Source organism: Sporosarcina sp. P33, assembly GCF_002077155.1.
Classification (GTDB): Bacteria; Bacillota; Bacilli; order Bacillales_A; family Planococcaceae; genus Sporosarcina.
In genome coordinates, this window is the sequence record NZ_CP015027.1 from 1,057,971 (window position 1) to 1,081,681 (window position 23,711).

Annotated in this window: 26 protein-coding genes; 14 read left to right on the forward strand and 12 right to left on the reverse strand. The window is 43.9% G+C overall.

Annotation, left to right across the window (positions count from 1 at the left end; genetic code table 11):
* Positions 1-12: 12 nt before the first annotated feature.
* Positions 13-558: a GNAT family N-acetyltransferase gene (locus SporoP33_RS05395; protein WP_081242770.1), complete on the reverse strand. Its 546-nt coding sequence runs from the start codon at positions 556-558 to the stop codon at positions 13-15.
* Between the two features lie 230 nt (positions 559-788).
* On the opposite strand from SporoP33_RS05395, the gene SporoP33_RS05400 reads away from it, so the two are divergent.
* From SporoP33_RS05400 to map, 3 genes are all read left to right on the forward strand, one after another.
* On the forward strand, positions 789-1,526 hold the full coding sequence (locus SporoP33_RS05400; protein ID WP_081242771.1) for a hypothetical protein: 738 nt from the start codon (positions 789-791) through the stop codon (positions 1,524-1,526).
* A gap of 102 nt (positions 1,527-1,628) precedes the next feature.
* Positions 1,629-1,970 (forward strand): magnetosome magnetite crystal formation protein family, encoded by a 342-nt coding sequence (locus tag SporoP33_RS05405; protein ID WP_081242772.1) that lies wholly within the window; start codon positions 1,629-1,631, stop codon positions 1,968-1,970.
* A 94-nt stretch (positions 1,971-2,064) separates the two neighbouring features.
* Positions 2,065-2,814, forward strand: a complete 750-nt coding sequence (gene map / locus SporoP33_RS05410) for a type I methionyl aminopeptidase (protein WP_081242773.1) — start codon at positions 2,065-2,067, stop codon at positions 2,812-2,814.
* 205 nt (positions 2,815-3,019) lie between these two features.
* On the opposite strand, the gene SporoP33_RS05415 is transcribed toward map, so the two are convergent.
* The gene (locus SporoP33_RS05415; RefSeq protein WP_081242774.1) at positions 3,020-4,201 is read right to left on the reverse strand and encodes a DEAD/DEAH box helicase; all 1,182 of its coding nucleotides are present in this window, start codon (positions 4,199-4,201) and stop codon (positions 3,020-3,022) included.
* 38 nt (positions 4,202-4,239) lie between these two features.
* Positions 4,240-5,283, reverse strand: a complete 1,044-nt coding sequence (locus SporoP33_RS05420; protein ID WP_081242775.1) for a lipid II:glycine glycyltransferase FemX — start codon at positions 5,281-5,283, stop codon at positions 4,240-4,242.
* A 287-nt stretch (positions 5,284-5,570) separates the two neighbouring features.
* Here SporoP33_RS05420 and SporoP33_RS05425 point away from each other — a divergent pair, with 287 nt between their 5' ends.
* Positions 5,571-7,304 (forward strand): methyl-accepting chemotaxis protein, encoded by a 1,734-nt coding sequence (locus SporoP33_RS05425; protein ID WP_081242776.1) that lies wholly within the window; start codon positions 5,571-5,573, stop codon positions 7,302-7,304.
* A gap of 171 nt (positions 7,305-7,475) precedes the next feature.
* Here SporoP33_RS05425 and SporoP33_RS05430 read toward each other — a convergent pair whose 3' ends face one another.
* The 3 genes from SporoP33_RS05430 to SporoP33_RS05440 form a co-directional block, all read right to left on the reverse strand.
* On the reverse strand, positions 7,476-8,693 hold the full coding sequence (locus SporoP33_RS05430) for a carboxylate--amine ligase (protein ID WP_081242777.1): 1,218 nt from the start codon (positions 8,691-8,693) through the stop codon (positions 7,476-7,478).
* Between the two features lie 76 nt (positions 8,694-8,769).
* Positions 8,770-9,471: an RluA family pseudouridine synthase gene (locus SporoP33_RS05435; protein ID WP_081242778.1), complete on the reverse strand. Its 702-nt coding sequence runs from the start codon at positions 9,469-9,471 to the stop codon at positions 8,770-8,772.
* On the reverse strand, positions 9,468-9,935 hold the full coding sequence (locus tag SporoP33_RS05440; RefSeq protein WP_081242779.1) for a low molecular weight protein-tyrosine-phosphatase: 468 nt from the start codon (positions 9,933-9,935) through the stop codon (positions 9,468-9,470). Before SporoP33_RS05440 ends, SporoP33_RS05435 begins: the two co-directional genes overlap by 4 nt.
* Before the next feature lie 220 nt (positions 9,936-10,155).
* Between SporoP33_RS05440 and SporoP33_RS05445 the strand changes: the two genes are divergently transcribed.
* On the forward strand, positions 10,156-10,530 hold the full coding sequence (locus SporoP33_RS05445; RefSeq protein WP_081242780.1) for an SLAP domain-containing protein: 375 nt from the start codon (positions 10,156-10,158) through the stop codon (positions 10,528-10,530).
* 37 nt (positions 10,531-10,567) lie between these two features.
* Here SporoP33_RS05445 and SporoP33_RS05450 read toward each other — a convergent pair whose 3' ends face one another.
* Positions 10,568-11,284, reverse strand: a complete 717-nt coding sequence (locus SporoP33_RS05450) for a YebC/PmpR family DNA-binding transcriptional regulator (protein ID WP_081242781.1) — start codon at positions 11,282-11,284, stop codon at positions 10,568-10,570.
* A 360-nt stretch (positions 11,285-11,644) separates the two neighbouring features.
* On the opposite strand from SporoP33_RS05450, the gene SporoP33_RS05455 reads away from it, so the two are divergent.
* The 7 genes from SporoP33_RS05455 to SporoP33_RS05485 all read left to right on the forward strand — a co-directional run bounded on the left by SporoP33_RS05455 (position 11,645) and on the right by SporoP33_RS05485 (position 17,040).
* The gene (locus tag SporoP33_RS05455) at positions 11,645-12,352 is read left to right on the forward strand and encodes a phosphoadenylyl-sulfate reductase (protein WP_081242782.1); all 708 of its coding nucleotides are present in this window, start codon (positions 11,645-11,647) and stop codon (positions 12,350-12,352) included.
* A 67-nt stretch (positions 12,353-12,419) separates the two neighbouring features.
* Positions 12,420-13,562 carry a sulfate adenylyltransferase gene (gene sat, locus SporoP33_RS05460; protein WP_081242783.1) on the forward strand — a complete coding sequence of 381 codons (1,143 nt, stop codon included), beginning with the start codon at positions 12,420-12,422 and terminating at the stop codon, positions 13,560-13,562.
* A gap of 11 nt (positions 13,563-13,573) precedes the next feature.
* The gene (gene cysC / locus SporoP33_RS05465) at positions 13,574-14,170 is read left to right on the forward strand and encodes an adenylyl-sulfate kinase (RefSeq protein WP_081242784.1); all 597 of its coding nucleotides are present in this window, start codon (positions 13,574-13,576) and stop codon (positions 14,168-14,170) included.
* A gap of 12 nt (positions 14,171-14,182) precedes the next feature.
* On the forward strand, positions 14,183-14,959 hold the full coding sequence (cobA, locus tag SporoP33_RS05470) for a uroporphyrinogen-III C-methyltransferase (protein WP_081242785.1): 777 nt from the start codon (positions 14,183-14,185) through the stop codon (positions 14,957-14,959).
* Entirely contained in the window at positions 14,956-15,717 is a 762-nt protein-coding gene (locus tag SporoP33_RS05475) for a sirohydrochlorin chelatase (RefSeq protein ID WP_081242786.1), read from the forward strand. Before cobA ends, SporoP33_RS05475 begins: the two co-directional genes overlap by 4 nt.
* The gene (locus SporoP33_RS05480) at positions 15,698-16,336 is read left to right on the forward strand and encodes a precorrin-2 dehydrogenase/sirohydrochlorin ferrochelatase family protein (protein WP_081242787.1); all 639 of its coding nucleotides are present in this window, start codon (positions 15,698-15,700) and stop codon (positions 16,334-16,336) included. Before SporoP33_RS05475 ends, SporoP33_RS05480 begins: the two co-directional genes overlap by 20 nt.
* Positions 16,337-16,653: 317 nt before the next feature.
* A complete protein-coding gene (locus tag SporoP33_RS05485) occupies positions 16,654-17,040 on the forward strand; it encodes a hypothetical protein (protein ID WP_081242788.1) in 387 nt (128 codons plus the stop codon).
* Positions 17,041-17,058: 18 nt separating this feature from the next.
* Here the strand turns inward: SporoP33_RS05485 and SporoP33_RS05490 are convergent, their stop codons facing one another.
* The 5 genes from SporoP33_RS05490 to SporoP33_RS05510 form a co-directional block, all read right to left on the reverse strand.
* Positions 17,059-17,574 (reverse strand): (2Fe-2S)-binding protein, encoded by a 516-nt coding sequence (locus tag SporoP33_RS05490; RefSeq protein ID WP_081242789.1) that lies wholly within the window; start codon positions 17,572-17,574, stop codon positions 17,059-17,061.
* Entirely contained in the window at positions 17,571-18,407 is an 837-nt protein-coding gene (locus tag SporoP33_RS05495; protein ID WP_081242790.1) for an FAD binding domain-containing protein, read from the reverse strand. Before SporoP33_RS05495 ends, SporoP33_RS05490 begins: the two co-directional genes overlap by 4 nt.
* The gene (locus SporoP33_RS05500) at positions 18,404-20,749 is read right to left on the reverse strand and encodes a xanthine dehydrogenase family protein molybdopterin-binding subunit (protein ID WP_081242791.1); all 2,346 of its coding nucleotides are present in this window, start codon (positions 20,747-20,749) and stop codon (positions 18,404-18,406) included. Before SporoP33_RS05500 ends, SporoP33_RS05495 begins: the two co-directional genes overlap by 4 nt.
* A gap of 24 nt (positions 20,750-20,773) precedes the next feature.
* Positions 20,774-20,965: a capping complex subunit for YIEGIA gene (locus tag SporoP33_RS05505; RefSeq protein ID WP_081242792.1), complete on the reverse strand. Its 192-nt coding sequence runs from the start codon at positions 20,963-20,965 to the stop codon at positions 20,774-20,776.
* A gap of 66 nt (positions 20,966-21,031) precedes the next feature.
* Positions 21,032-21,910, reverse strand: a complete 879-nt coding sequence (locus SporoP33_RS05510) for a YIEGIA family protein (protein ID WP_099662747.1) — start codon at positions 21,908-21,910, stop codon at positions 21,032-21,034.
* A 142-nt stretch (positions 21,911-22,052) separates the two neighbouring features.
* Here SporoP33_RS05510 and SporoP33_RS05515 point away from each other — a divergent pair, with 142 nt between their 5' ends.
* Both SporoP33_RS05515 and SporoP33_RS05520 read left to right on the forward strand, forming a co-directional pair.
* Positions 22,053-23,051, forward strand: coding sequence for an XdhC family protein (locus SporoP33_RS05515; protein WP_081242793.1), 999 nt, complete (start codon positions 22,053-22,055; stop codon positions 23,049-23,051).
* On the forward strand, positions 23,048-23,641 hold the full coding sequence (locus SporoP33_RS05520; RefSeq protein ID WP_081242794.1) for a nucleotidyltransferase family protein: 594 nt from the start codon (positions 23,048-23,050) through the stop codon (positions 23,639-23,641). Before SporoP33_RS05515 ends, SporoP33_RS05520 begins: the two co-directional genes overlap by 4 nt.
* Positions 23,642-23,711 lie beyond the last annotated feature (70 nt).

The window sequence follows — 23,711 nt, forward strand, 5'->3', positions numbered from 1 at the left end:
GGTCTTGCCCTTTCAATAATCTTCTTCCACTATTGCATACATATAATGGTCTTCCCACACACCGTTAATAAATAACAGTTGCCGGAGCAAACCTTCGCGTTGAAATCCCGCCTTTTCCAACACCTTGACAGATCCCCCATTACGCGGCGATACATACGCCTCCACTCTGTGCAGATTGACTTTTTCAAACGCAAATTGATTAATCAGACGGACTGCCTCCGTGCCTATTCCCTTCCCCGCCTGCCCCTGATCAATGGAATATCCGACAAAGCCGCTGGAAAACGGTAAGCGTTTGATGCTGTAAAGAGAGATCTGCCCGATGATCATACTCGTCTGTGAATCAAAAATCCCGAAATTATATTCTCTCCGATCACGCATTTGATAGAGTGATTCACGGATTTTATCACGCTGCATTGCCACTGTGTAATACGCATTATCATGCCTTGGTTCAAATTCGGTCCAGTATTCTTTATTGGCAATCAGCAGCTGAGTAAACTGATAGGCATCATCTTCCGTTAAGATTCGTAAATAACACTGCTCCCCTTCGAGTAAAATCATTTTTCCTCATCCTTTTCAACGCATTCTGTTCTTACCGTTTTTTATCCGATTATTTTGAAAGCAGTGAAGTATTCCCGCCACTTATGTCATATCAATAGTTTCTATTATAGTATTCTTCATACGCACAAGACAATAGAACGTCACATTTTCTCATTTGTAAAGGAAAATTCATACTTTCCTCATCTATCGATCCGTATTCTCTGTATACTGTTCTTCAGGAGGATTTTATCATGCTAAGAATTATTTTGATGGCACTTTCGTTGCTCATCATGATTGGAACTCACATCGCTGCAAATTTGATTCCGCTCAACGGACTGACAACTTGGGAAATTGCTAATCGTGTACCGGTTCTATTCATGCCTGCTGAATATGTTTTTTCAATTTGGATTGTTTTGGATGTGCTGCTGGTCAGCTGGCTGTATATGTTTTTTAAATCATCGGCCAAACTTACTTCACCGGTTGCCAATTTGCGGGCATTCTCTTTCTCAGTCAGCTGCTTTTTAAATATCGCCTGGTTATTACTATGGCATTATGGCTATTATTACTGGGCTATCGTCAGTGTCATATCTTTGCTAATTTGTTTATTAGTGCTGTATTTCAGTTATCCAAAATTGGAGGACATGAACCGGCAGCGCCTTCCGATTTCGGCCTATATGGGGTGGATTTTCATCGCAGTCATCGCAAACTCTTACTATGCTTTCAAATTCCATGACTGGACAGGATGGGGTTTGAGTGATCCGCTTTGGACCGTCTTCTTTTTAACCTTAACTGCAGCGATTGCTCTACATTTTATGTATCATTACCATGACTCTATGTTTAATCTCATTATCATTTGGTCCTTTATCGGAATAGCCATAAAAAACGGAACGGATGAATTATTTGTTTCAACAGCTGCTCTGTTCCTTTCGGCTGTCATCGGGTTCATTTTATTCATGGGCCGCCGTTTTTCCAAGTCCATACAATTATAGCACGGCTGCAAATTGTGCAGCCGTGCTTTTTATGTAATGATAACGTAAAGTAGGGTATAGGTTAGCGTATGAACTATCATGCTATGAAGTGGAGGTTATACTATGTCAAATTCTAAATTATTGGCTTCACTTAGTTATTTCAGTGTATTTTTCGCCCCTCTTCTGCTTCCGATTATTATCTATTTTGTGTCAGACGAATTTGAAGTCAGGCGTCACGCGAAGAAAGCATTAGTTTCTCATATCGTTCCGCTGGCTCTGCTGATTGCAGGTTTCGTACTGATGTCTTTTTCGATTTTTTCCTTTAACGCTGATGCCATTACGACGGCAGACAGCAATATGATGTTCTGGGGATTCATCCCTTTCCTTTTCATTGCTTTGTACAGTTTGTTATTCGTGATCGTGCTCATTTGGAATGTCTATCAGGGTGTGAAATTATTAAAGTAACCGGCCGGAAGAATAGGCAAATCATTGAAATTTATTCCGCAGAGTATGATATAGTAGTGATGAATAACTTGTACGGAAGAAAGGACTTGTAAACATGATTGTAAAAAATGATGAACAATTAGAAGGCCTGCGCGCAATTGGAAAGATCGTGGCAGAAATCCGTGAAACGCTGAAAGATGCAGCAGTGCCAGGCATCACAACGAAAGAACTTGATGAAATGGCAGGCCGTTTGTTTTCGGAAAAAGGCGCGGTTTCTGCACCTATCGATCAATATGACTTTCCAGGCTATACATGCATAAGCGTCAATCACCAGGTAGCGCACGGTATTCCCGGAAGCTACGAAATTAAAGACGGTGATCTTGTGAATATTGACGTTTCGGGATCCCGTGACGGCTATTTCGCAGATACTGGTATCTCATTCGTCGCCGGGACTCCTGATGAGCAGAAACAAAAATTATGCGATGTAGCCAAATCTTCTTTGGATCGCGCATTGCTGAAAGTAAAAGCAGGTGCAAGTCTGAGCCAGATCGGCAAGGCAGTGGAGCGCGAGGCGAAAGATCATGGTTTACATGTCATCAAAAACTTAACAGGCCATGGTATCGGTACGTCTCTTCACGAAGAACCGCAGCATATTTTGAATTATTATGATCCTTGGGATAAAGAGCTGCTGAAGGAAGGAATGGTTCTGGCGGTCGAGCCGTTTATTTCGCAGAAAGCTGAGCACGTGATTGAGCTGGATGACGGCTGGACATTTGTTACGCCTGACAAATCGCTTGTAGCACAAATTGAACACACAATTGTTGTTACGAAAGATCAGCCAATAATTCTGACGAAGCTGGATTGATGATTATGGGTATGTGCGGATATTCCGCGCATGCCCATTTTTTTCAGGAAATAGCAGACTGCACCATTGATTAACAGCCATCCTTGTTGCTGAACTGAATGCCGCAGCGTGAATGAATTGAAATAAAAAGACTGAAGAACATCTCCATTGTACTGGATGATGTCTTCAGCCGCTGCACATTGTCATGCGGACAATGTGCTTTTTATTATTTCTTTTTCTTTACTTTTGGTTTTGATTTCTTTGGGGCAGCTTTTTTCATTTCATCCAAAGTTTTTGAATTACCTTCTATCAGCCGGCCGTTATACCAAACTTTCTGTATAGTCTCGATTCCTTTTGATACTTTGCGGTAATCGCGTTCTTCGGGATATGAAAGTAGTGTTAGAACTTCCCCGTCTGCTCCTGCGCGGCCTGTTCTGCCGGACCGGTGCAGATATTGTTCAACTGTATGCGGCACGTCTACATGAATAACATGTGTCAGCCCTTCGATATCCAGTCCGCGCGCCGCCAGGTCGGTAGCGATCAGGATGCGGATCGTGCCTTTTCTAAAGTCTTCCAGCGTTTTCTGACGATCGAGCTTTTTCATATCAGAATACAGAACTGCAATCGGTGCATCATTGTACAGCAGTTTCAGTTCTTTCATACGCAGCTGATCTACGTTATTCATGAATGCCAGAGCACGGACGCCAGATAATGCAGAAATTCCCCGAAGAATATCGGTCTTTTTGCGCTCATCCACTTTTACGTATGAATGAATGACTTTTCCGATGTTTGGAATTTCATCCGCATTAACTTGCAGACGGATCGGATCTTGCATCAGCTCTCTGGCGACCAGTTCAATTTCATCAGTAATCGTCGCGGATACGACAGCTAACTGACGCTCAGGATTAGCCGCTTCGATTAAACTCTTTACCAGGACGCGGTATTCGCGGGACAGTAATTGATCGCCTTCATCGATGACCAGATATTGTATATCATACATTTTCAGCTTCCGCTCTTTAACCAGTTCATTCAGTCTTCCTGGTGTTCCCACAACAATCGTCGGCTTTTTCTTTAGCTGCTCGATTTGCCGCTGCTTATTTGCACCGCCAATCAATTGTGTCACAGTCACAGAAGTCCCTTCCACTAATTCGCGGATCATATTGACAATCTGCATGGACAGCTCCTGTGACGGCGTGATGATCAGCGCCTGCGTCTTCTGCAGATCACCGCTGACCATTTGAATTACAGGCAGCGCATAGGCTAAAGTTTTTCCTGTGCCCGTTGGAGATTCAGCCACCACATCTTTGCCCGCCAGCATTTCGGGTATCATCTGGGACTGTATCGGCATAGGCTGCTTAAATTTCCATTTTGTGCGCAAAGATTCATTCAGCTCGTTTAAAAAAGTCATTCGGTTCACTCTTTTCTTTAGTTGAGGACTTCAACCGGTTATTTTTTTTGAAGCTTCTTTTTCATCTTCTGAATTTTAGGCACTACTTTTACAAACATATTGTAAATGAACGGTTTATACACTTTATCGATTTCGCCAATAAATTCTGTCACGCCATCTACCTGACAAAAGCTGTTTTTGAAATTATACAATCCGTCTTGTTCACTGTCGAGTACGAATACGCCGCCAAGGTCATACTGCTCTGCGCCGATCTCCAATCCCCACTTCATCATTTCAAAGTTCATCAGATAACTGGGGTTCAGATTTCTCTTCGTATTGGAACTGCCTGCGTATAAGTAGTACAACTTCCCGTTATAGTTAATGGTGATTGCTCCGGCCAGATAGTCATCTTCATGCTTTGCAAGATAAATACGCAGACCATCGAATGCTTCTCGCATTTTCACAAAGTAATCATATGACCGGATGGAAATTTGATTACGGACAGACATCTCTTCATGAATTTCAAAGAACTTCTTCAAATATTCATCGCTGCGCGAATAAGAAATCTCCACACCTTTACGTGCAGAGCTTCGGATTTTACTTCTCGTTCTGCCCCGGAATTTCAGCATCAGTGAATCTTCATCTTCATCAGTCAATTTTACAATCATATTATATCGGGGCTGGATTAACTCTTCTTTCCCTGCCCCCTCATTGCGTACTATGTAACCGGCATTGCGATATAACTGGTCCAGCTCTTTCGTATATAACTGCTCTGGATCCATTTTTAGTGCAAAGGCTTTGTATTTTTTGACAAGCACTTCTGCCTCTTTCAATAATTCCTCAACCAGCTGCTTATCATGCAAATCACAAATAGGGCCGCGTGGTGCATACAGCAATGAATAACCGCCCGGAACCTTTCTGATCAGCAAAGACATAGCTGCTGCGATTTCACCGTCACGCTCCACGTATACTTGCTCGTTTCCCCAATCATCTTTTACATTTGCCCAGTTGGGATCCTGTGTAATGGAGCGATATGGGGAATTCCTCATAAACGTTTCATATCTTTTGACATCTTCTGCATTGTTCTTATCCAAAATCGGCACTGCTAAAACACTCCCTACATTACTATAGCTCCGTACAATTTTCGTTTCTGTATTGACAAAACACCGACGGGTCGTACAGGCACAGCTCTATTAAGTGTAGCCTACTGTATTTTTCAAGTCAAGAAACGGGGAAATACAGCGATCCAGGGTTTCGCAGCGCATTCACAAATTAAGTAAATTCTTCTATTAAATTCGTCTGGCTATTCCGTTCTTAATCAGAATAGCCTATACTGTAAAAAGGGGAAAAAGGTTTCATATGTTAAATTGGCAAAAGGGGGCTATACATATTGAGGGGTTCAGTACGCAATAAATTGATAGCGCTTGCAGCGTTAGTCATTCTTATTCCGTTATTTGCTGTAGGGATCGTCAATTATTATGTCGCAAAGCAAGAGCTGGAGAATGTCGGGGAAATGGGATTACAGAATGGAACTTATGCTGTTCTGGACTTAATCGATGAACTGAATGCGCAAGTGGAAAATGGCACACTGACACTGGAAGACGCACAGGAACGCGCGAAAGAAAAGATCATGGGGCCAATGAACGCTGACGGCACAAGACCTTTGAATAATCCTGTGAAGTTTGGGGAGAACTTCTACTTTTATGTAGTAGATGAAGAAGGCACGTTGCTTGTGCATCCGCAAAAAGAAGGAGAAAGTCTTTACGAAACCAAAACGAAAGATGGCCGTTATTTTATTCGTGAAGTGATTGCTAAAGCTAAAAGCGGCGGCGGTTACGTACAGTACGACTGGCCATTGCCCACTAATTTGAATGTCGAAGCACCAAAGATTACGTATAGTCTGCAAGACCCGGATTGGGGATGGATTGTCGCTGCCGGGACATATTTAGTGGACTTCAATGCAGGCGCTAAAAATGTATTATGGTATACACTGCTATCTGTAGTCATTTCAGTCGTTGTGGGAGTCGCGTTATTCTCCATCTTCTCAGGCAGACTGACATCGTATATTAAAAATATCCGGCTGATTACAGCTGAAATTGCAGAAGGTAAACTGTCAGGTGACGACATTCCGATCCGTTCAAGAGATGAACTCGGGCACTTGGCCGAAAACGTTAATACTATGAAGAATAATTTGAATGAAATGGTAGGCCGTACAAGAATTTCTTCTGAACGCATGAGAACGTCCTCAGAAACACTGAGCGCCATCACAGAAGAAGCAACAGCCTCCGCTGATGAAATACACAGCGCAATTACCGAAGTCTCTTCAGGTGCTGTCCTGCAGTCAGAAGAAGCGGATGTGGCCATCACAAAAGTGAATCATCTGTCCGCGCTGATATCGAATGCTTCCGAGCAGTACGAGCACGTCGTAACCGAAATGCGCAGCATGAATGATCTTCAAAACACCGGCATGCAAAAAGCCGAAGCGCTGGAAGAAAACTCTCAGACTTTCAACGTGGTCATTAATGATCTTCAAGGAAACTTCGCACAGCTTGTTTCCAGAATGAACGAAATCCAGGCAATCGTCCAAACCATTTCCTCCATCTCCGAACAGACCAATTTGCTTGCATTAAATGCCAGCATAGAAGCTGCCCGCGCAGGTGAACATGGAAAAGGATTTGCCGTTGTCGCAAATGAAGTCCGTCAATTATCGGAAGACACAAATGAAGCAACGACAAGAGTCCGCGATTTATTGGTGCATATTAGAAAAGATACGACTTCTGCTGAAAATCAAATGAAACACACACTGGATTTATCCAGTAATCAGGAAGACACCATCCTGGAAACCAAAAATGCGTTCGAGCAATTATCCGATTCCATCTCCAACATCACCTTGCTGTTGCAGACTATGGAAAATGATATGAACAGCATGGATGAAAATCGTCAAAATGTGGTACAGGCTATTGATCAGATTGCAGCAGTTGCCACCGAGTCGGCAGCAGCCACCGAACAGGTCAATGCATCGATCGATGAACAGAAAGCTGCGATCAGCACCATCATGCACGCATCCCTTGATCTTCACACAGAAGCAGAGAATATGCATGATCTTGTAGACCGGTTCAGCTAAATTACAGAATATAGATGTCCGCGAAGTCACAGTGCTTCAGCGGACATTTTTTGCGCAGTGAAAAGTCTGAAACTTACATTATAGGCCGCCGCATCCGCCTTCTTTCATTCACTGACCACGAAAAAGCTGTCCGGAAAGTCATCAGGCAATGACATTCCGGACAGCTTGTTTTCATTCTTCTGCTGCATTTTTATACTTCTTGAAGTAATTAATTTGACGCATCAGCAAGTACAGTTTTCGCTTCATATGTTTATCTTTTCGATAAAACAGCGGATTGCCGTATCTGCCCTCTTTGATCAGCGTGCGGATTTCTTTTTGCACCTGCGGATTATCGACAAATTTATTTAATACAGCTTTGGGAACGACGGTGAATAAGAAATGATCGTCTAAATAGGTTAATGGTTTTTCTTTTCCATATACAAGGTCATCCACTAAATATTTTGCCATGTTCTCTCCACACTGGGTAATGTAGTAGCTTGAACGTCCTTGGCGAATATTCACTTCAAACACTTTAAATTTGCCGTCGCGCGCATCATACTTCAAGTCAAAGTTTCCGTAGCCGACGTAGCCGATTGCTTCAAGGAATTTCGCAAGCTTCGTCATGACCTCTTCATTGTAACGGGTGATCAATGCGGTGTAGTTTCCGATTGCTGTCATCGCACGTTCCTGGAGAACAACTTGTGCAAATGTGATCAGCTGCGGTTTTCCGTGCTGGTCGGCATAGTAGACTGCATCCCACATGAATGTGTCATCGCCTGGAATGAAGTCCTGGATAATCAGATCTTCCTTATAGCCACTGGCTTTCACCATCTGAATAATCCGGTTGATCTCCTCGTATGTATCGACTTTATAAATCTTCTGCAGCCCTTCAAACGGATGGCGGTAATACTGGACTCCGTCACTTGGTTTGATGATGACAGGAAACAGCACTTCATCTGTAAATGGTTCATCAGACAGGCACGAGTGGAAATACGTGGAAGGCGTGTCGATACCGTGCTCTGCACATAATTCATAGAAATTCTTTTTAATATATACCGCATTCATAATTTCTTCATCGATGTAATTAAACAGGAAGTCTTCTTTCAAAGCTTCCCGCTGTTCGATGATCAGCCGCACATACAAATCATCCGTCCCGACAAGTAAAAGCTTTTGATCTGCCGTGCGGTACTTTTTCGCCACTTCCCGCAAAAACTGTACGAACACTTGCGGATCATGTAACCCTTTATTCAGTTCTTGGATATCTGTAATCGTACTATAGCTAGTAAATGGCAGCGGCTCTCTTCCAACGATTACCGGCTTAATGCCATATTCTTCGTGAAATGAAATCGCCATATTATAGGCATTGATATTGGTTCCGACAATAATCGGAATAAAAGGATGCTTACTCATAAATTCCTCCAGCTGACGTTTTTCCATTTAAGTGTAGATGCACTGAATTCGTAAGTCAAGAATGTACAGCTGTTCACTAGCCGTATGTTTTGTAGACTTGATTATGAGTAGTATATAACTCCCAAGGATAGACTCGCGGCGGCTTGGACACAAAATGCAGCGTTTCTTTTGTTGTCGGATGTTCAAATTCAAGAGTATGCGCCCATAGCGCGATCTGCTCTCCAGGTTTATTGAATGCACTTCCGTATTTCTGATCGCCATACAAAGGAAACCCTTCAGTTGCCATCTGTACACGGATTTGATGAGAACGTCCTGTATGAAGACGGACGCTCACTAAACTTTGGCCGAAACTGTTTTCAAGTAACTGATAATCCAAGCTTGCCGCCTTCCCTTCAGGATGGTTTGGTTTTACACTGTATACTTGATTTTTTCTGCGGTCCTTATACAGATAGTGCTTCAGGGTAGATTGCTTTTTCTTAGGCACTCCACGCACAACCGCTAAATATTTTCGGTCAATCGTCCCGCGGCGCAGCTGATCTGATAGACGGGAAGCTGATTTGGAGGTTTTAGCAAAGACCATTACACCGCCGACTGGGCGGTCAAGACGATGGACAAGACCTAAATAAACATTCCCCGGTTTTTGGTAACGTCTTTTGATGTCTTCCTTCAATAGTGTGAGCACATCCAAATCGCCGCTTGCATCTTCCTGAACCGGTATATTTACAGGTTTCTCTACAACTAATACATGATTATCTTCATATAAGATAGGAATCTTCATTTGGTTAAGTCCTCTTCCTTGATAAGCTTCATTAAAGCCTGGCACCCTTCCAGCACCAAGTCATACGTTTCCTGGAAATCTCCGGTGAAATATGGATCAGGCACATCTTTTTGATGACTCGTGAGATCTAAAAATCGAAGAATGCGCGGATGTCCGTGATCGCCGAACAGCTTGCGAATATTGCGGATATTTTCTGCGTCCATTCCTATAATATAGTCGAAGCCTTCTGCGTCGTTTGGCGTCAACTGACGCCCGGCCATCCCTTCAGCGGACACTTCATATTCCGCCAATTTAGCAAGTGTGCCTTCATGCGGTGACTTCCCTATATGCCAGTCGCTTGTTCCTGCAGAATCCACTTCGATTTGATCCGTCAGCTGCTCATCATGGATCATTTTCCGAAAGACCCCTTCTGCCATTGGTGAACGACAAATATTCCCTAAACAGACGAATAATACGCGTATCATACTATTCTCTCCTTTATCTTCGTATTTCTACTCCAGTATACATCATTCATCGCAATCCTTCAGTTGATCACAAATAATGAAGAGCTCTATTTCTTACGCTCTGCGAAATACTTTTCGCAAGAGAATTAAGTCATAGTTATTTATATTTTATAAAGTATGATATGATAGGACTTAAATATCAAATTAACGGGAATGATATAGGTTAAAGGAGGTCTGCTTGATGCAGATTGTATTCGAAAAAACATGGGAAGCCACTTTGTCAGATCAGCAAAAACAAGCATTCATTCATCAATTCGAACTGAAAAAATCAGTTGGGGCAGAAGTGACAATTACTCCCATCCTGCTGAAACGAAAGCGAAACGGCGGTTTAGTTGCTACGGTATTTCTGCAAAATAACCGCCCAGACGTACTGTCTCTTCGTGAAACTGCCGTTCATGTACTGAATGAGCGGGAAGAACTGGCGGCTGAAGAGAACTTTTCACTGAATCTGGATATCCCAGCTTTTACAGCCACTCCCTGGTCGTTCGTATTCTTGCCTGCTTATGTCGAGACAACAGAAGAGCCGAATGACGGATGGAAAGTCATTATGAAATAATGTAAAAGCAGCTGCTCCAAAAGGAACAGCTGCTTTCTTATGCTAAATCTACATTATGGTGAACTTGCTGCACATCTTCTAAATCTTCCAACGCCTCGATCATTTTTTCAAACTGTTCCTGTGCTTCTTCGTCCAATGAAATTTCATTTTGCGCAAGCATCGTTAATTCAGCTACAGAAAATTCTGTAACACCTGCCTGGCGGAACGCTTCCTGTACTTCGTGAAATGCTGACGGATCTGCATATACAAGTACTTGACCGTCCTGTTCTTCGATATCATTTGCATCTATATCCGCTTCCAGCAGTAATTCCAATACGTCGTCTGCTGTTTTTCCTTCAATTCCGATTACAGCTGAAGGATCAAACATATAGGCAACAGAACCGCTGACACCCATATTCCCGCCATTTTTACCGAATGCGGCACGCACTTCTGAAACTGTCCGGTTTACATTGTTTGTCAACGCATCAACAATCACCATCGAACCGTTCGGTCCAAAGCCTTCGTAACGTAGTTCGTCGAAGTTTTCTTCACCGCCGCCTTTAGCTTTTTCAATGGCACGGTCGATGATTGCTTTCGGTACGCTGTATGTTTTTGCGCGTTCCAGCACGAATTTCAATGCCTGGTTAGATTCCGGATTTGGATCTCCTGATTTTGCTGCTACATATATTTCACGGCCAAACTTCGCATAGATTCTGCTAGTATTCGCATCTTTAGATGCTTTCTTCTCTTTAATATTATTCCATTTACGGCCCATAGGGTGCACACTCTTTCCTTTAGTTATAATGGTATACTGCTACTATTCAGTATACCAATTGATTTTTGACATGAAAAGTAAAAAAGTTGAAAAGTTTCTTTCTCAATTACTGTTTGCAGTTTTTAAACGTACGTCAAAATACTGAAGTTAGTCAGTCTCGGCACCGTTATTTGGGAAGCAAGCCAGATCGCTGCGTAAAAAGGAAATTAGTCAGCAGTCTCTCTATCACTAGACATTACGCATTGCAATTCCTGCTTACTCACACTTAAAAATTTAAAACCCTACTATTCTAATTTGTATTGACTATTTTCAATTGTCTGGTAAACTAAGCATATTATAAACAGTAAGCGGAGGGATGAAATGGTTACATTTGAATCGTGGAATGAGACAGCTGTGCTGCCGGTGTTTCCTGCGGATTCTGAGACAAAAGGGGCTGCTGAAGTGTTGCAGTGGGCATACAGCCACTATGGGGAAAAACTCGTCTACGCCTGCAGCTTCGGCATTGAAGGTATTGTATTGATCGAACTGATCTCACGCATAAAAGCAGATGCCAAAATCATTTTCCTGGACACCAATTATCACTTCAAGGAAACATATGAAACAATTGAAAAAGTAAAGAAGCGTTATCCGCAGCTTCACATTCATATGCAGCAGCCCAGACTGACCATAGAACAGCAAACTGAACAATACGGCCTTGAACTTTGGAAAAACAACCCGAATCTATGCTGTGACTTGCGGAAGATTAAGCCGCTGGAAGAAGCAATATCCCCTTCCGCCGCCTGGATATCAGGGTTGCGGAGAGAACAATCCGAAACGAGGAAAACAACAGAGTTTTTAAATTTGGATCAGCGTTTTAAAAAAATCAAAGTATGTCCTCTCATTCACTGGACATGGAAAGATGTTTGGCGCTTCGCCCATAAACATGAACTGGATTATAACGTATTGCATGATCAAGGTTTCCCAAGTATTGGATGTGCAACATGTACGAAGCCTGCATTTACTGAAGAGGATATGCGTTCCGGCAGGTGGACTGGAAGCGGGAAGACGGAATGCGGACTGCATACGTAAATTTTTTTACATTTAAAGCCGAGTATTTCTATATGACTTATTAATTAAAAAGGATAGGTGTTTACAAATGACAACAATACAACCACATGGCGGTACTTTAGTGAATTTATACGACCCTTCTGCATCGATTGAAGGGGTGCATAAAACGGTCTCCATTGATGCAACATCCGTAAGTGACCTGGAATTAATCGCAACCGGCGCATACAGTCCGCTGACCGGATTCCTGACTTCTGAAGATTATTATGCAGTTGTTAATGATATCCGCCTGGCAAACGGCGAGGTTTGGAGCCTGCCTATTACACTGCCTGTAAAAGACAGCTCGGCTTATTCTGTAGGCGACACTGTGCTGCTAGATTATCAGGGCGATATCTACGGCACACTGGAAATAACCGATATGTACGAACCTGATCAGCAGCTGGAAGCAGAAAAAGTATATAAAACAACAGACCGGGAACATCCGGGTGTTGCGAAGCTGCTTGACCGCGGTCACATCTATCTTGGTGGGCCCGTCAAGTTAATCAGACGAATCGAACAGAAAAATTTTGCGGAGTTTTACTTTGATCCGGCAGAGACACGCAATGCATTCCAAAATAACGGCTGGAAAACGGTTGTTGGTTTCCAAACCCGCAACCCGGTACACCGCGCACATGAGTACATTCAAAAAACCGCACTCGAAATTGTGGATGCACTTTTATTGAATCCATTAGTCGGAGAAACAAAGTCCGATGATATTCCCGCAGATGTGCGGATGGAGAGCTACCAGGTGTTATTGCGTGACTATTATCCTGAAGACCGGGTCAAGCTGGCTGTCTTCCCTGCCGCAATGCGCTATGCGGGACCCCGTGAAGCGATTTTCCATGCACTTGTGCGCAAGAACTACGGCTGCACCCATTTCATTGTCGGCCGCGATCATGCCGGTGTTGGAGATTATTATGGAACCTACGAAGCACAGCAAATCTTCTCGAACTTTACGCCGGAAGAAATCGGCATCACTTTGCTATTTTTTGAACATAGCTTCTTCTGTACAGCATGCGGCAACATGGCGACCGCCAAAACATGCCCGCACACCCGTGAACAGCACGTGATTCTTTCGGGGACGAAAGTACGTGAAATGCTGAAAAACGGTATTCTGCCTCCAGCAGAATTCAGCCGTAAAGAAGTAGTCGATGTACTGATCAGCGGCCTTAAAGAAAAAGAACCGGTGAAGTGAGGAGAGATGAAATGACAAAGAATATCGTATGGCATGATCAATTAATCTCAAAAGAGGAGCAACGTGCAAAAAATCGGCACCATAGTGCGGTCCTTTACTTCACGGGACTTTCAGGCTCAGGAAAATCTACAATCGCCAACGCGGCTGCCCGCCGGCTGCACGATCTTGGAGCCAATACGTACGTGTTGGACGGCGACAATGTCCGTCACGGATTGAATAAGGATTTAGGTTTTTCTGACGAAGCACGAAAGGAGAACATCCGGCGGATCGGTGAAGTCTCCAAATTATTCATCGACAGCGGTCAGCTCGTTTTCACAGCATTCATCTCCCCTTTCCAGGAAGACCGCGACAGTGTCAGACGTTTGGTGGAAGACGATGAGTTTGTCGAAGTCTATATCAGCTGCCCGCTTGACGCATGCGAAGAACGCGATCCGAAAGGTCTGTATGAAAAAGCCCGTGCCGGTGTAATTCCTGAATTTACAGGTATCTCATCGCCTTATGAAGCACCTGAAAACCCTGAGCTGGTATTAGAAACTGATAAATTTACGATTGAAGAATGTGTCGACCAATTGATCGGCTACTTGCGTGATAAAAAATGGATTAATTAAGGAGTGATTGGAATGGGAAAAATTTGGCTAGTCGGAGCGGGTCCGGGAGATCCCGATTTATTGACCGTCAAAGCGGTGAAAACAATACAGCAAGCGGATGTTATTCTTTACGACAGACTGATCAATCAAGAGATTTTGCACTATGCAAAGTCGGACGCGGAGTTGATTTTTGTAGGGAAGCTTCCAAAACATCATTTCGTCCAGCAGGATATGATTAATTTCTTATTGGTTAAACATGCGAAGCAAGGTAAGCAAGTCGTACGTCTGAAAGGCGGCGACCCTTTTATTTTCGGCCGCGGCGGTGAAGAAGCAGCGTTTGCAGTGGAGCATCACATCCCATTCGAAGTGATTCCGGGCATTACGTCCGGAATTGCCGCTCCTGCCTATGCAGGTATTCCTGTCACACATCGTGACTATAGCGCATCATTTGCAATCGTCACAGGTCATCGTAAAGAAGGTGCGGATGAAGCGGAGAAATGGCAGGCACTTGCAAAAGGCATCGATACCCTTGCTATCTATATGGGTGTCAGTAATCTCCCATATATCCAGAAACAATTGATTGATCACGGTAAAAATCCTGACACTCCTGTAGCTTTCATTCACTGGGGGACAACAGATACACAGCATACAGTAACTGCTACGCTGTCTACTATGACAGAAACTGCCCGACTTGAAGAAGTCAAAAACCCCAGTATGATTGTGATTGGAGAAGTGGTCCGGCTGCGTGATGAATTACAATGGTTTGAAGAGTCCGCTAAAGAACGCCGATTACACGAGGCAATGGTATGAGAGCCATTCTATATATTTGCCACGGCAGCCGCGTAAAGAAAGGACAGCAGGCTGCTTTGGCATTCATTGAGAAAACGATGGAAACAGCAGCTGCCCCTATTCAGGAAGCATGTTTTCTTGAATTGGCTGAACCTTCCATCGCAGAAGGCATCGCCCGCTGCATCGAACGCGGTGCAACTGAAATCGTTGCGATCCCCTTTTTGCTGTTGCGTGCGGGCCATGCAATTGCCGATATTCCCGCAGAGCTTCACGAAGTCATGACACATTATCCGGAAGTGCCTATCTATTACGGCGACCCGATTGGTGTGGATGAACGAATGGTCGATGTACTGATTGAGAGATTATATGAAACAGCAGACGTAATTCCTGACGGCGCCGCTATCCTGTTGATTGGAAGAGGCAGCAGTGATCCTGCAACAAAAGAGGACTTCACGGCTATTAAAAGAAGCTTTCAAGAAAAAACCGGCCTGCAAAATGTCAGTGTAGGATACTTGGCAGCGTGCGGCCCATTCTTCGCAGAAGAGCTTGAGCGCCTGTTAAAACAGCAGCCGAAGAATCTTTACATCTTGCCATACTTATTGTTTACCGGTATTTTAATGAAATCAATCGAACGGACACTAAAGACTATCGAAACATCAACCGCCATTCATCTGTGCCCCGCATTGGGTTATCATCCGGCCATTCATACGATTTTGAATGAAAGGGCCAGTGAAGCGGCAGAAAGGAAGCGTGGACTGTATGTTCCCCATCATGCTTGAGAATATGGACCAGTCAACAATCGTGCTGGTCGGCGGCGGTCACGTCGCGTACCATAAAGTGCTTAATCTGCACCGCTTCGGCATTCATCCAACCGTCGTAAGCCCTGTATTTCACCCCTCATTTACTAAATTAGCGCAACAAGGGATGGTTACTTTAAAACATAAAAAAGCAGAATGGGAAGATGTAAAAGATGCTTTCCTCACGCTGCTTGTCACGGATAGTGAAACAGTAAATGATCATCTGGCAAAACTATTAAAAGATGCCGGAAAACTGGTAGTCCACGCGTCCAATCCAGCCCTTGGAACTGCCCAAATTCCCGCGGTCACGACACGCGGCAAACTGATCATCAGCGTCTCTACGAGTGGTGCAAGCCCTTCTCTGGCTAAAAAAATCCGCACAGAAATTGCTGAGACGTATGATGAACGCTACGAGGACTACCTGGACTTTTTGTCAGATGTACGGCAGTATGTAAAACGGAATGTGGCTGATCGGGCTGAGCGCAGAAGCTGGCTGAAAGAAGTAATTGAACCAATTTATCTCCATAACGCCGAAGAGCGCCAAACATTCTTGAATGATCTCCAACGAATTTTCCCTGCCGAACAGCTCATAAATTCGTAAGCATGGAATATGAAAATGCAAAGTTTTACAGTCTGCCCATTCAAACCAGCCGTCTGTGCCGATCTAACCTCATCGCACAGGCGGCTATTTTATTGTTTATTCAGCCGCCGCTGCAACACAGTATTCCCTTCTTTTCGCACGTTATAAATAGCAATTTCAGTTAGAAATTTGTTAATTTCAAGTAAGCCATCAGACAATTTACGTTGGAATATGCGTAATTTAATCGGACAGTTACAATTGTTCGCCAGATTATTCATTATAAATAACTTTTATGTGGGCAGACTATAAGTAAATAACTTTAGTTAGGAGTCATGAATATGAAAATGCAGGACGGGCAAAAAGGGAACAGCTATAAAGAACAGCAAATGAAACAGCAGCAACAGCAGCTGAAAGAAAATCAATCGCAGGCGGAACAGCAATTTGACACCAAAAAGAAAATGGCTTTACAGTCCATGCAGCAAGCTGTACAATCGCTTCAGCAAATGTCGTCTATGTCTGATCTGGCAACCTTGCAGCAAGCACAGCAACAGCTGCAGCAAGCGGTTCAGCAGTTAAATTATATGCAGGGAATCTCAATCACACAGTCCACGACTGCTGAACAGCAGCAAATAGAACAGGTGCAGCAGCAGATTGAGCAGGCGGCGCAGACACTTCAGCTCATCCAGTCCCTCAACAGCGGAAATCAAAGCTTTAAAAAAGGATAAAAAAAACATCTGGGACTTTCATGTTGATGAAAGTCCCGGATGTTTTTTATTTGTGAAATGATTAGTTGATTCCATCAATGAATTCACTGCTTCTTTTATCTCCTGATATCCCGTACACCTGCAAATATTTGATTGCAGCCACTCTTCTGCAGCTTCCTCATCAGCATCTGGATGATTGTGTATTAATGCATGACAATTCACAATAAAACCAGGTGTACAAAATCCGCATTGAATCGCCCACTTATTAACAAATGCCTGTTGAACTGGCGAATGTAAAAGTCCTTCAATTGTCGTGATTGGCAAATCGACTGCCTCGACAGCCAATGACAGACAGGAATGGGTTGGTTCTCCGTTCACGAGCACCGTACACGCACCGCAATCCCCATTTTCACATGATCGTTTGGCACCAGTTAATCCAAGCTTTTCCCTTAACGTATATAGAAGTGTATCCGCATTCCGAACAACCGCCTCCTTTGTTTCCCCGTTTACATGTAAATGTATAAAAGACTTAGACGCTGCATTTTGTATGTTCATTCTCCCATCTCCATTTCTTCCATGACATCCAGCAACACATTTTTCAGCACAAACGCCCTGTACTCTCCAGAACCTTGAAGGTCATCCACGATATCGGATGGAAGATGCGCCATCGCCGTTTCAATTCTTTTTGACACCGGGAGTGACGAATCATTTAATACGTTTTCCATTTCATCGGATCTGAAAGGGTAGTCACACACACCGCTAAAAGCAACCCGCAGCCGGCCATCTTTAACAATTGCAGCTGCTGAAACGACCGGATAGCCAACCTTCGAAAACTTTGTTCTTTTAAGACTCACATACGGCAAGCTAGTATACGATGCGTCAATAATGACTTGAAGAAGTAACTCCCCTGAAGTAAGATTCATTTTCCTGTCAAATACAGATGTCAGCGAAACGATCTCCACACTATTTCCCTTCGTTATTTTCACTTTCGCATCCGTAAGCAAAAGTGGCAAAACACTTTCCTTGTATATCAATTCGCTGTTAATATTCCCGCCAATTGTAATTTTGTTTCGTGAAGTATGATCCGCAATTTGTTTGACAGTGGCACCGAGGAGCGGAAACAAGTTTGAATCTGTAATTTTATTTAATGAAACGGCTGCTCCAATCACTAATTCATCGTCCCGCTTCTCCAGCACATTACATTCCGGAATCCCTTTACTGTCAATTACTGCATCCGCATGGATCTTATTCACACGCGCAAAGGTTATGAATTCAGTGCCGCCAGAAATTATTACAGCCTGCTGACCTTGCTTATGCACTTCGTTATATGTCTTCACCGTATCTGCAACGGAGGATGGTTTAAAATACTGGAAATCAAATGAAATCATTTTGTCCCCTCCTTCTTAGTGTGCCAAATGGATTCGGGTGTGAGCGGCAATTCGTTTAATTGCACTCCTGCTGCAGCAGAAAGGCTATTTGCCAAACATGCAGGTGCTCCAATAACACCGTATTCCCCGATACCGCGGGCGCCGAAAGGACCATCTATTGCAGGAGTTTCGATAAAATCAATGTGATATTCAGCTGGCTGCTCCCCGTAACGCAGCATCGGATAATTTCGGAAATCCGAATTTTGAACAACACCGTTGTCATCAAACACAAACTTTTCACTCGTCGCGTAACTTAAGCCCATATACATGCCGCCGCGCATTTGTTGTGCCGCCGTCATCGGGTTAATGATGGTTCCGCCGTCGAGAACCGTGACACCTTTTACAATAGAATAGGTGAGATCTTTTGTGTTCAATTCAATTTCCACAGCCTGTACACCAACCGACCACCAAGGCCCGGGCTTTCCAAAACCTGTTTGCTGATCCATCGGTGTTAAATGCCGCTGTATATGTTTTCCGATTCCTACAATTTGACCTTCAATGGAATGTCCGCTCGGATACGTATACCCTAAAGAAATATCCTTAATATCCACACCCAGCGTTGGATCGGCCTTTAAGTAAACTCTCCCGCCGCCTACATCTAAATCATCTGGAGCACATTGAAGCACAACCGCAGCTGTTTTTTTCAGCTGGGCAATTGCATGATCGGCGGCATACACAACAGCGCGTCCTGCCAGAAAAGTTGAACTGCTCGCGACTGTTCTCCATTGATGCGGATCATATTGTGTATTCACTTCCATTGTGACATGAATTTTATTCATATCCATTTTTAGCTTTTCCGCAAGAATTTGGCCAAGAATCGTTTTTGTTCCCTGTCCCAGCTCTATAGCAGCACAATTTAAATTCACACTGCCGTCTGCTTCAAAAATGATTATAGCGCCCGCCTGTGCATTTGTTGCTGTTGTAGACGTCTTCCAAAAGGCGCTGATTCCTTTCGTGCGCACTAAATCTTTACCACTTTCAACTTTTCGGCCTTCATCCCATTGAATCAGCTCTTTCGCACGGTTCATACATTTTTCCAAATCCCCTATATTATTTGCCGTTAATACCGTTTGTGTCGGCGTTGTATCTCCTGGTTTTATGCCATTTATCATACGAAACTGAAGCGGGTCCATATTCAATTTCTCAGCCAGCTGATCCATTGTCCGCTCTACTGCAAAAGTCAGTTCCGGATGTCCATATCCCCTGAATGAAGTGGCAAAAGGATGATTCGTATACATGCAATACGAATCACACCATACATTTGGTATGTTATACGGCCCTGTACAATCAAGCGCCGCCGCCCGCGTGATTCCCGCGGCTTGATCTGAATAGGCCCCTGAATCGATTAGGTACGTATATTTCCCTGCAAGTAATTTTCCTTCTTTTGTCACGCCAAGCTGTACGGTTGCATCAAAGCCAATACGGCAAGGCGCCGTTGTCATATCTTCTTCCCGGTCAAATTCCAACTTTACTAACTTTCCGCCGACTGCCTTTGATGCCAAATAGGCCAGCGGTTCCAGCTGAACTGTGCCCTTCCCGCCAAATGCACCCCCAACCATCGGGATATGCACGAGGATATTCCCTACATCAACATTGAAAAATTGATTCAGCACTTTTTTGATGGTAAATGGCGACTGACTGCAAGTATGGATGATGACTTTACCCGCCGGATTAATTTCAACCCGTGTGCTTCTTGTCTCCATTGCAGCGTGATCCGAAAGATTAAACGAATAAGTCTTTGTTATCGTTTCCTCACTTTTCGCCCACGCCTCGTCAAAATCTCCTTTACGGATTTTAATATGGCTTCCAATATTTGTAGCTGCTTTCGGATAGACGTCACTTATTATTTTTGTGTATTGTTCGGCATTTTCATGTACAAGCGGGGCATCTTTTAGAAATGCTTGTTGAACAGAGTTCACAATAGGCAAAGGATCATATGCAACTTTCACTTTCTCGGTCGCCTGTTTTGCCTGATGTTCATGGTCTGCCACGACAATTGCTACAGGTTCGCCGTAATAGCGGACTTTCTCAAATGCCAGCGGCGGACGATCTGCTAAAATCGGTCCAATATGGTACGGAAACATTTCACCTGTAACAATCGCACGCACTCCGGGCATTTTCCATGCTTCCGCTGTATCTATAGAAATAATCTTGGCGTGAGCTTGTGTGCTTTTCACAAGTTTCGCGTGCATAAGACCAGGAGCCGAATAATCCCCTACGTACCTGACTTTTCCAGTCGATTTTTCTACCGCATCGATCCGTTGCTCAGGCTTCCCAACAGACATGCATATTTTATTCTCCATACTGATCTCTCTCCTTTGCAACAGTTAACGCACAACGATAATTATTGTGTTTGCGTCGATTTCATGAGCTGAAGCGTCCATAATTTTTTCAAGTGTCATACTCGTTTTTTGTAATTCCGTTTGATCCGTCACCACAAAAACAGGTGCGCCGCCGCCTTTGATTGTTTCGGGTTTCACCGTGATGACTGCAGCTATTGTCGCTTGCTGATTCTCCAATTCACTCAACTCCCAATTATCCTGACTTCAAACATGCCTTCGCTTTAAGCCGCATATTTTTCCGTTTTATGAATTTCCTTTATCCGCTTCCTTAGGCATCCGAATGGCACTGTCCAGAATTGGAACTTTATCCAAGACCGCCTTAATTTGATGAAATTCCTTTTCCCGCGGCAAGAAAAACAATGCGATTCGTCCGTCCGCCATGTCCCGTTTCGTAAGCGGAATTAAAGCAGGTTCGCCCGAGTCGAGATAACTCCCAAGAATAGTCGCCACGTGATGTAACATCGCCTGTCGCTGCCCCAGGAATGATAATGTAACAATGCTGTTTTGATTTTTCGGAATGACTATTGCGCCAACCGCTTGTTCGGTAATAATTTTCCTCGTATCCTCCAGCCCAACGTTTTTAATTAATATATCGCCAACAAAAAGTGTCGGCCCTTCAAAACGAACGGGGGCTTCTGTAACATCTGCAACATCCTGCAAAAACTTACCTGACATATTGAACTTCACAATAATAAGCATGACTATTCCGCCAATAATTCCAACCCAGAATGAAAATACGGCACATAACGTAGTCACTAGTGCCGTGAACATCACTAAGTAATTTCGGCTTTCAAATGCTTGGGCCATCCCTTCAACGAAAGGGGCTCCCCGCTTGACAAGTTCAAAGGTGTCTATTTTCTCCAGCGACTCTCTTTCCATTTTTCTCACTTCCCGGAACTGCGTCGCTGCAAGTCCCAGAAATGTAACTGCCGTCCAGTCAGACTCCAGAACGGCCGGGGTCGCTACAGCACCGATGAATGCGGCGATAAAGCCAAAAGAAAGATGAATAATTCTTCCTGTCGGGTAGGTGGGATATTGCCGAAAATCAGTACGCAGCAAAAGCATTCGCGCGAACACCCCAAAAACCACACCGACTACGACCGGAAGTAAATACGTACTCACATGTAACACCCCCAATTAAAATATAGTTCTGTCGTATTCTAACCAAAAACAAGACAAACTATAATGTGGGGATGAATTTAAAGAAAATGAATACCAAGGTAACGTAAAGGAGAGAGTGAATGGAAAGAAGGAAGGTGTGAAAATGCAGTCTATTCAACAAATGATTCAAACTGTCTTGGATGATACCCGGCCAACCGTACTTGCAATGATAGTTAAGGTGGAAGGATCCTCCTATCGGAAGGAAGGTTCGTGGATGCTTCTTCAAGAGAATAACGTGCGGATCGGAATGATTAGCGGCGGTTGTTTGGAAAATGATTTACATAACCGGGCGGCCCAACTATTCAACACAGGCAAAGCAGAAACGGTTCGATATGATTTAAGCGCGGAAGATGATCTCGGGTGGGGCCGCGGTGCAGGATGCAATGGTATTATCACAATCTTAGTGCGTGATATTGACAGTGATTTCCGGCGGATCCTGCATATTGCACATGAGCAGTTACTGGCTAAAGAACCTGTATATTTCCTCCAGTCATTGACAGACTTCAGCCGCTATGGGTGTACTGCGTTAAATGGATCTCAGTATGGAAAAATACAATTAAAACTCCCTTTTAACCTAAATACAATGGCCCCGTTTCAGGAAGCAGCCAAACAGACTACTATTGGCGAAGAAATAGTGTATTTCCAGCTTATTTGGCCGCGGCCTGTTCTTTACATAATCGGGGCCGGCGCGGATGCCAGGCCGCTTGCACGACTTTCCGGGAGTGCCGGCTATGAAGTGCACCTCCTCGATTGGCGGAGCGGTGTCTGTAATGAAGTACACTTTCCAACGGCAGCATCGATTCAAATTGGCGATGTCGCAAAATTAATTTCAAATGTAAAATTCAGCCCGTTGGATTCAGTCGTGCTCATGACACATGATTTTCAGATCGATGTTGAAATCGGACGACATTTACTCGGACAGAAATTGCTGTACTTCGGAATTTTAGGGTCAAAAAACAGGACAGAACGCATCTTTGGCGGGGAACTTCCAAGTAGTGTTCATTCACCGGCAGGAGTGTCTATCGGTGCAGATGGACCTGAAGAAATCGCCGTCAGCATCATGGCGGAACTAATTGCCGTCAGAAGGGGGAAATCACTATGAAAATCGCAGGCATTTATCTTGCCGCCGGAAGCAGCAGCCGAATGGGAACACACAAATTGGCACTTCCCGTTGGCACCAGGTCTCTCGGGAGCTTGGCGCTGGAAACTGCATTAGATTCACCGCTTGATGAAATTTACGTCATCACAAGACATGCAGATAATACAGAATGGATCCCTCCGCATATGAAACAACACGCTAAATGCACAATTATTACATGTCCCGCTTCTTGTGAAGGGCAGTCTGAATCCCTGCGCTGCGGCATTCAGCAAGCACAGAATCATCATGCGGATGCAGTGCTTGTCCTGCTGGCGGATCAGCCTTTTATAACGGTTCACATGCTTTCTGAAATGATCATATGCATGAAAAACAACCCCGGCTGCAAATTCGTGGCTACTTCATTTGACCAGTCAATTACGCCTCCTGTTTTACTTTCTTCCTCTTTGTATCCTGACCTTTTAAAGGTACGAGGGGATAAAGGAGCACGTTCGATTTTGCGCGGGGACTTTCTAAACCAGGGGAAGCTTTTACCGTGTAACGACAAGAGACTAGTATTTGATGTTGATACGATAGAAGATTACAAAACATTGTAAACCATTGAATGAAAGAATTAGCGGTAAAGCTCTGACATGTTATAAAAATCGTATAAAAATCTGCCCGCCT

Coding starts and splice junctions, on each gene's coding strand:
- SporoP33_RS05395 (WP_081242770.1), bottom strand. CDS start 558: ATGATTTTACTCGAAGGGGAGCAGTGTTATTTACGAATCTTAACGGAA.
- SporoP33_RS05400 (WP_081242771.1), top strand. CDS start 789: ATGCTAAGAATTATTTTGATGGCACTTTCGTTGCTCATCATGATTGGA.
- SporoP33_RS05405 (WP_081242772.1), top strand. CDS start 1,629: ATGTCAAATTCTAAATTATTGGCTTCACTTAGTTATTTCAGTGTATTT.
- map (WP_081242773.1), top strand. CDS start 2,065: ATGATTGTAAAAAATGATGAACAATTAGAAGGCCTGCGCGCAATTGGA.
- SporoP33_RS05415 (WP_081242774.1), bottom strand. CDS start 4,201: ATGACTTTTTTAAACGAGCTGAATGAATCTTTGCGCACAAAATGGAAA.
- SporoP33_RS05430 (WP_081242777.1), bottom strand. CDS start 8,693: ATGAGTAAGCATCCTTTTATTCCGATTATTGTCGGAACCAATATCAAT.
- SporoP33_RS05435 (WP_081242778.1), bottom strand. CDS start 9,471: ATGAAGATTCCTATCTTATATGAAGATAATCATGTATTAGTTGTAGAG.
- SporoP33_RS05440 (WP_081242779.1), bottom strand. CDS start 9,935: ATGATACGCGTATTATTCGTCTGTTTAGGGAATATTTGTCGTTCACCA.
- SporoP33_RS05445 (WP_081242780.1), top strand. CDS start 10,156: ATGCAGATTGTATTCGAAAAAACATGGGAAGCCACTTTGTCAGATCAG.
- SporoP33_RS05450 (WP_081242781.1), bottom strand. CDS start 11,284: ATGGGCCGTAAATGGAATAATATTAAAGAGAAGAAAGCATCTAAAGAT.
- SporoP33_RS05455 (WP_081242782.1), top strand. CDS start 11,645: ATGGTTACATTTGAATCGTGGAATGAGACAGCTGTGCTGCCGGTGTTT.
- sat (WP_081242783.1), top strand. CDS start 12,420: ATGACAACAATACAACCACATGGCGGTACTTTAGTGAATTTATACGAC.
- cysC (WP_081242784.1), top strand. CDS start 13,574: ATGACAAAGAATATCGTATGGCATGATCAATTAATCTCAAAAGAGGAG.
- cobA (WP_081242785.1), top strand. CDS start 14,183: ATGGGAAAAATTTGGCTAGTCGGAGCGGGTCCGGGAGATCCCGATTTA.
- SporoP33_RS05475 (WP_081242786.1), top strand. CDS start 14,956: ATGAGAGCCATTCTATATATTTGCCACGGCAGCCGCGTAAAGAAAGGA.
- SporoP33_RS05480 (WP_081242787.1), top strand. CDS start 15,698: ATGTTCCCCATCATGCTTGAGAATATGGACCAGTCAACAATCGTGCTG.
- SporoP33_RS05485 (WP_081242788.1), top strand. CDS start 16,654: ATGAAAATGCAGGACGGGCAAAAAGGGAACAGCTATAAAGAACAGCAA.
- SporoP33_RS05490 (WP_081242789.1), bottom strand. CDS start 17,574: ATGAACATACAAAATGCAGCGTCTAAGTCTTTTATACATTTACATGTA.
- SporoP33_RS05495 (WP_081242790.1), bottom strand. CDS start 18,407: ATGATTTCATTTGATTTCCAGTATTTTAAACCATCCTCCGTTGCAGAT.
- SporoP33_RS05500 (WP_081242791.1), bottom strand. CDS start 20,749: ATGGAGAATAAAATATGCATGTCTGTTGGGAAGCCTGAGCAACGGATC.
- SporoP33_RS05515 (WP_081242793.1), top strand. CDS start 22,053: ATGCAGTCTATTCAACAAATGATTCAAACTGTCTTGGATGATACCCGG.
- SporoP33_RS05520 (WP_081242794.1), top strand. CDS start 23,048: ATGAAAATCGCAGGCATTTATCTTGCCGCCGGAAGCAGCAGCCGAATG.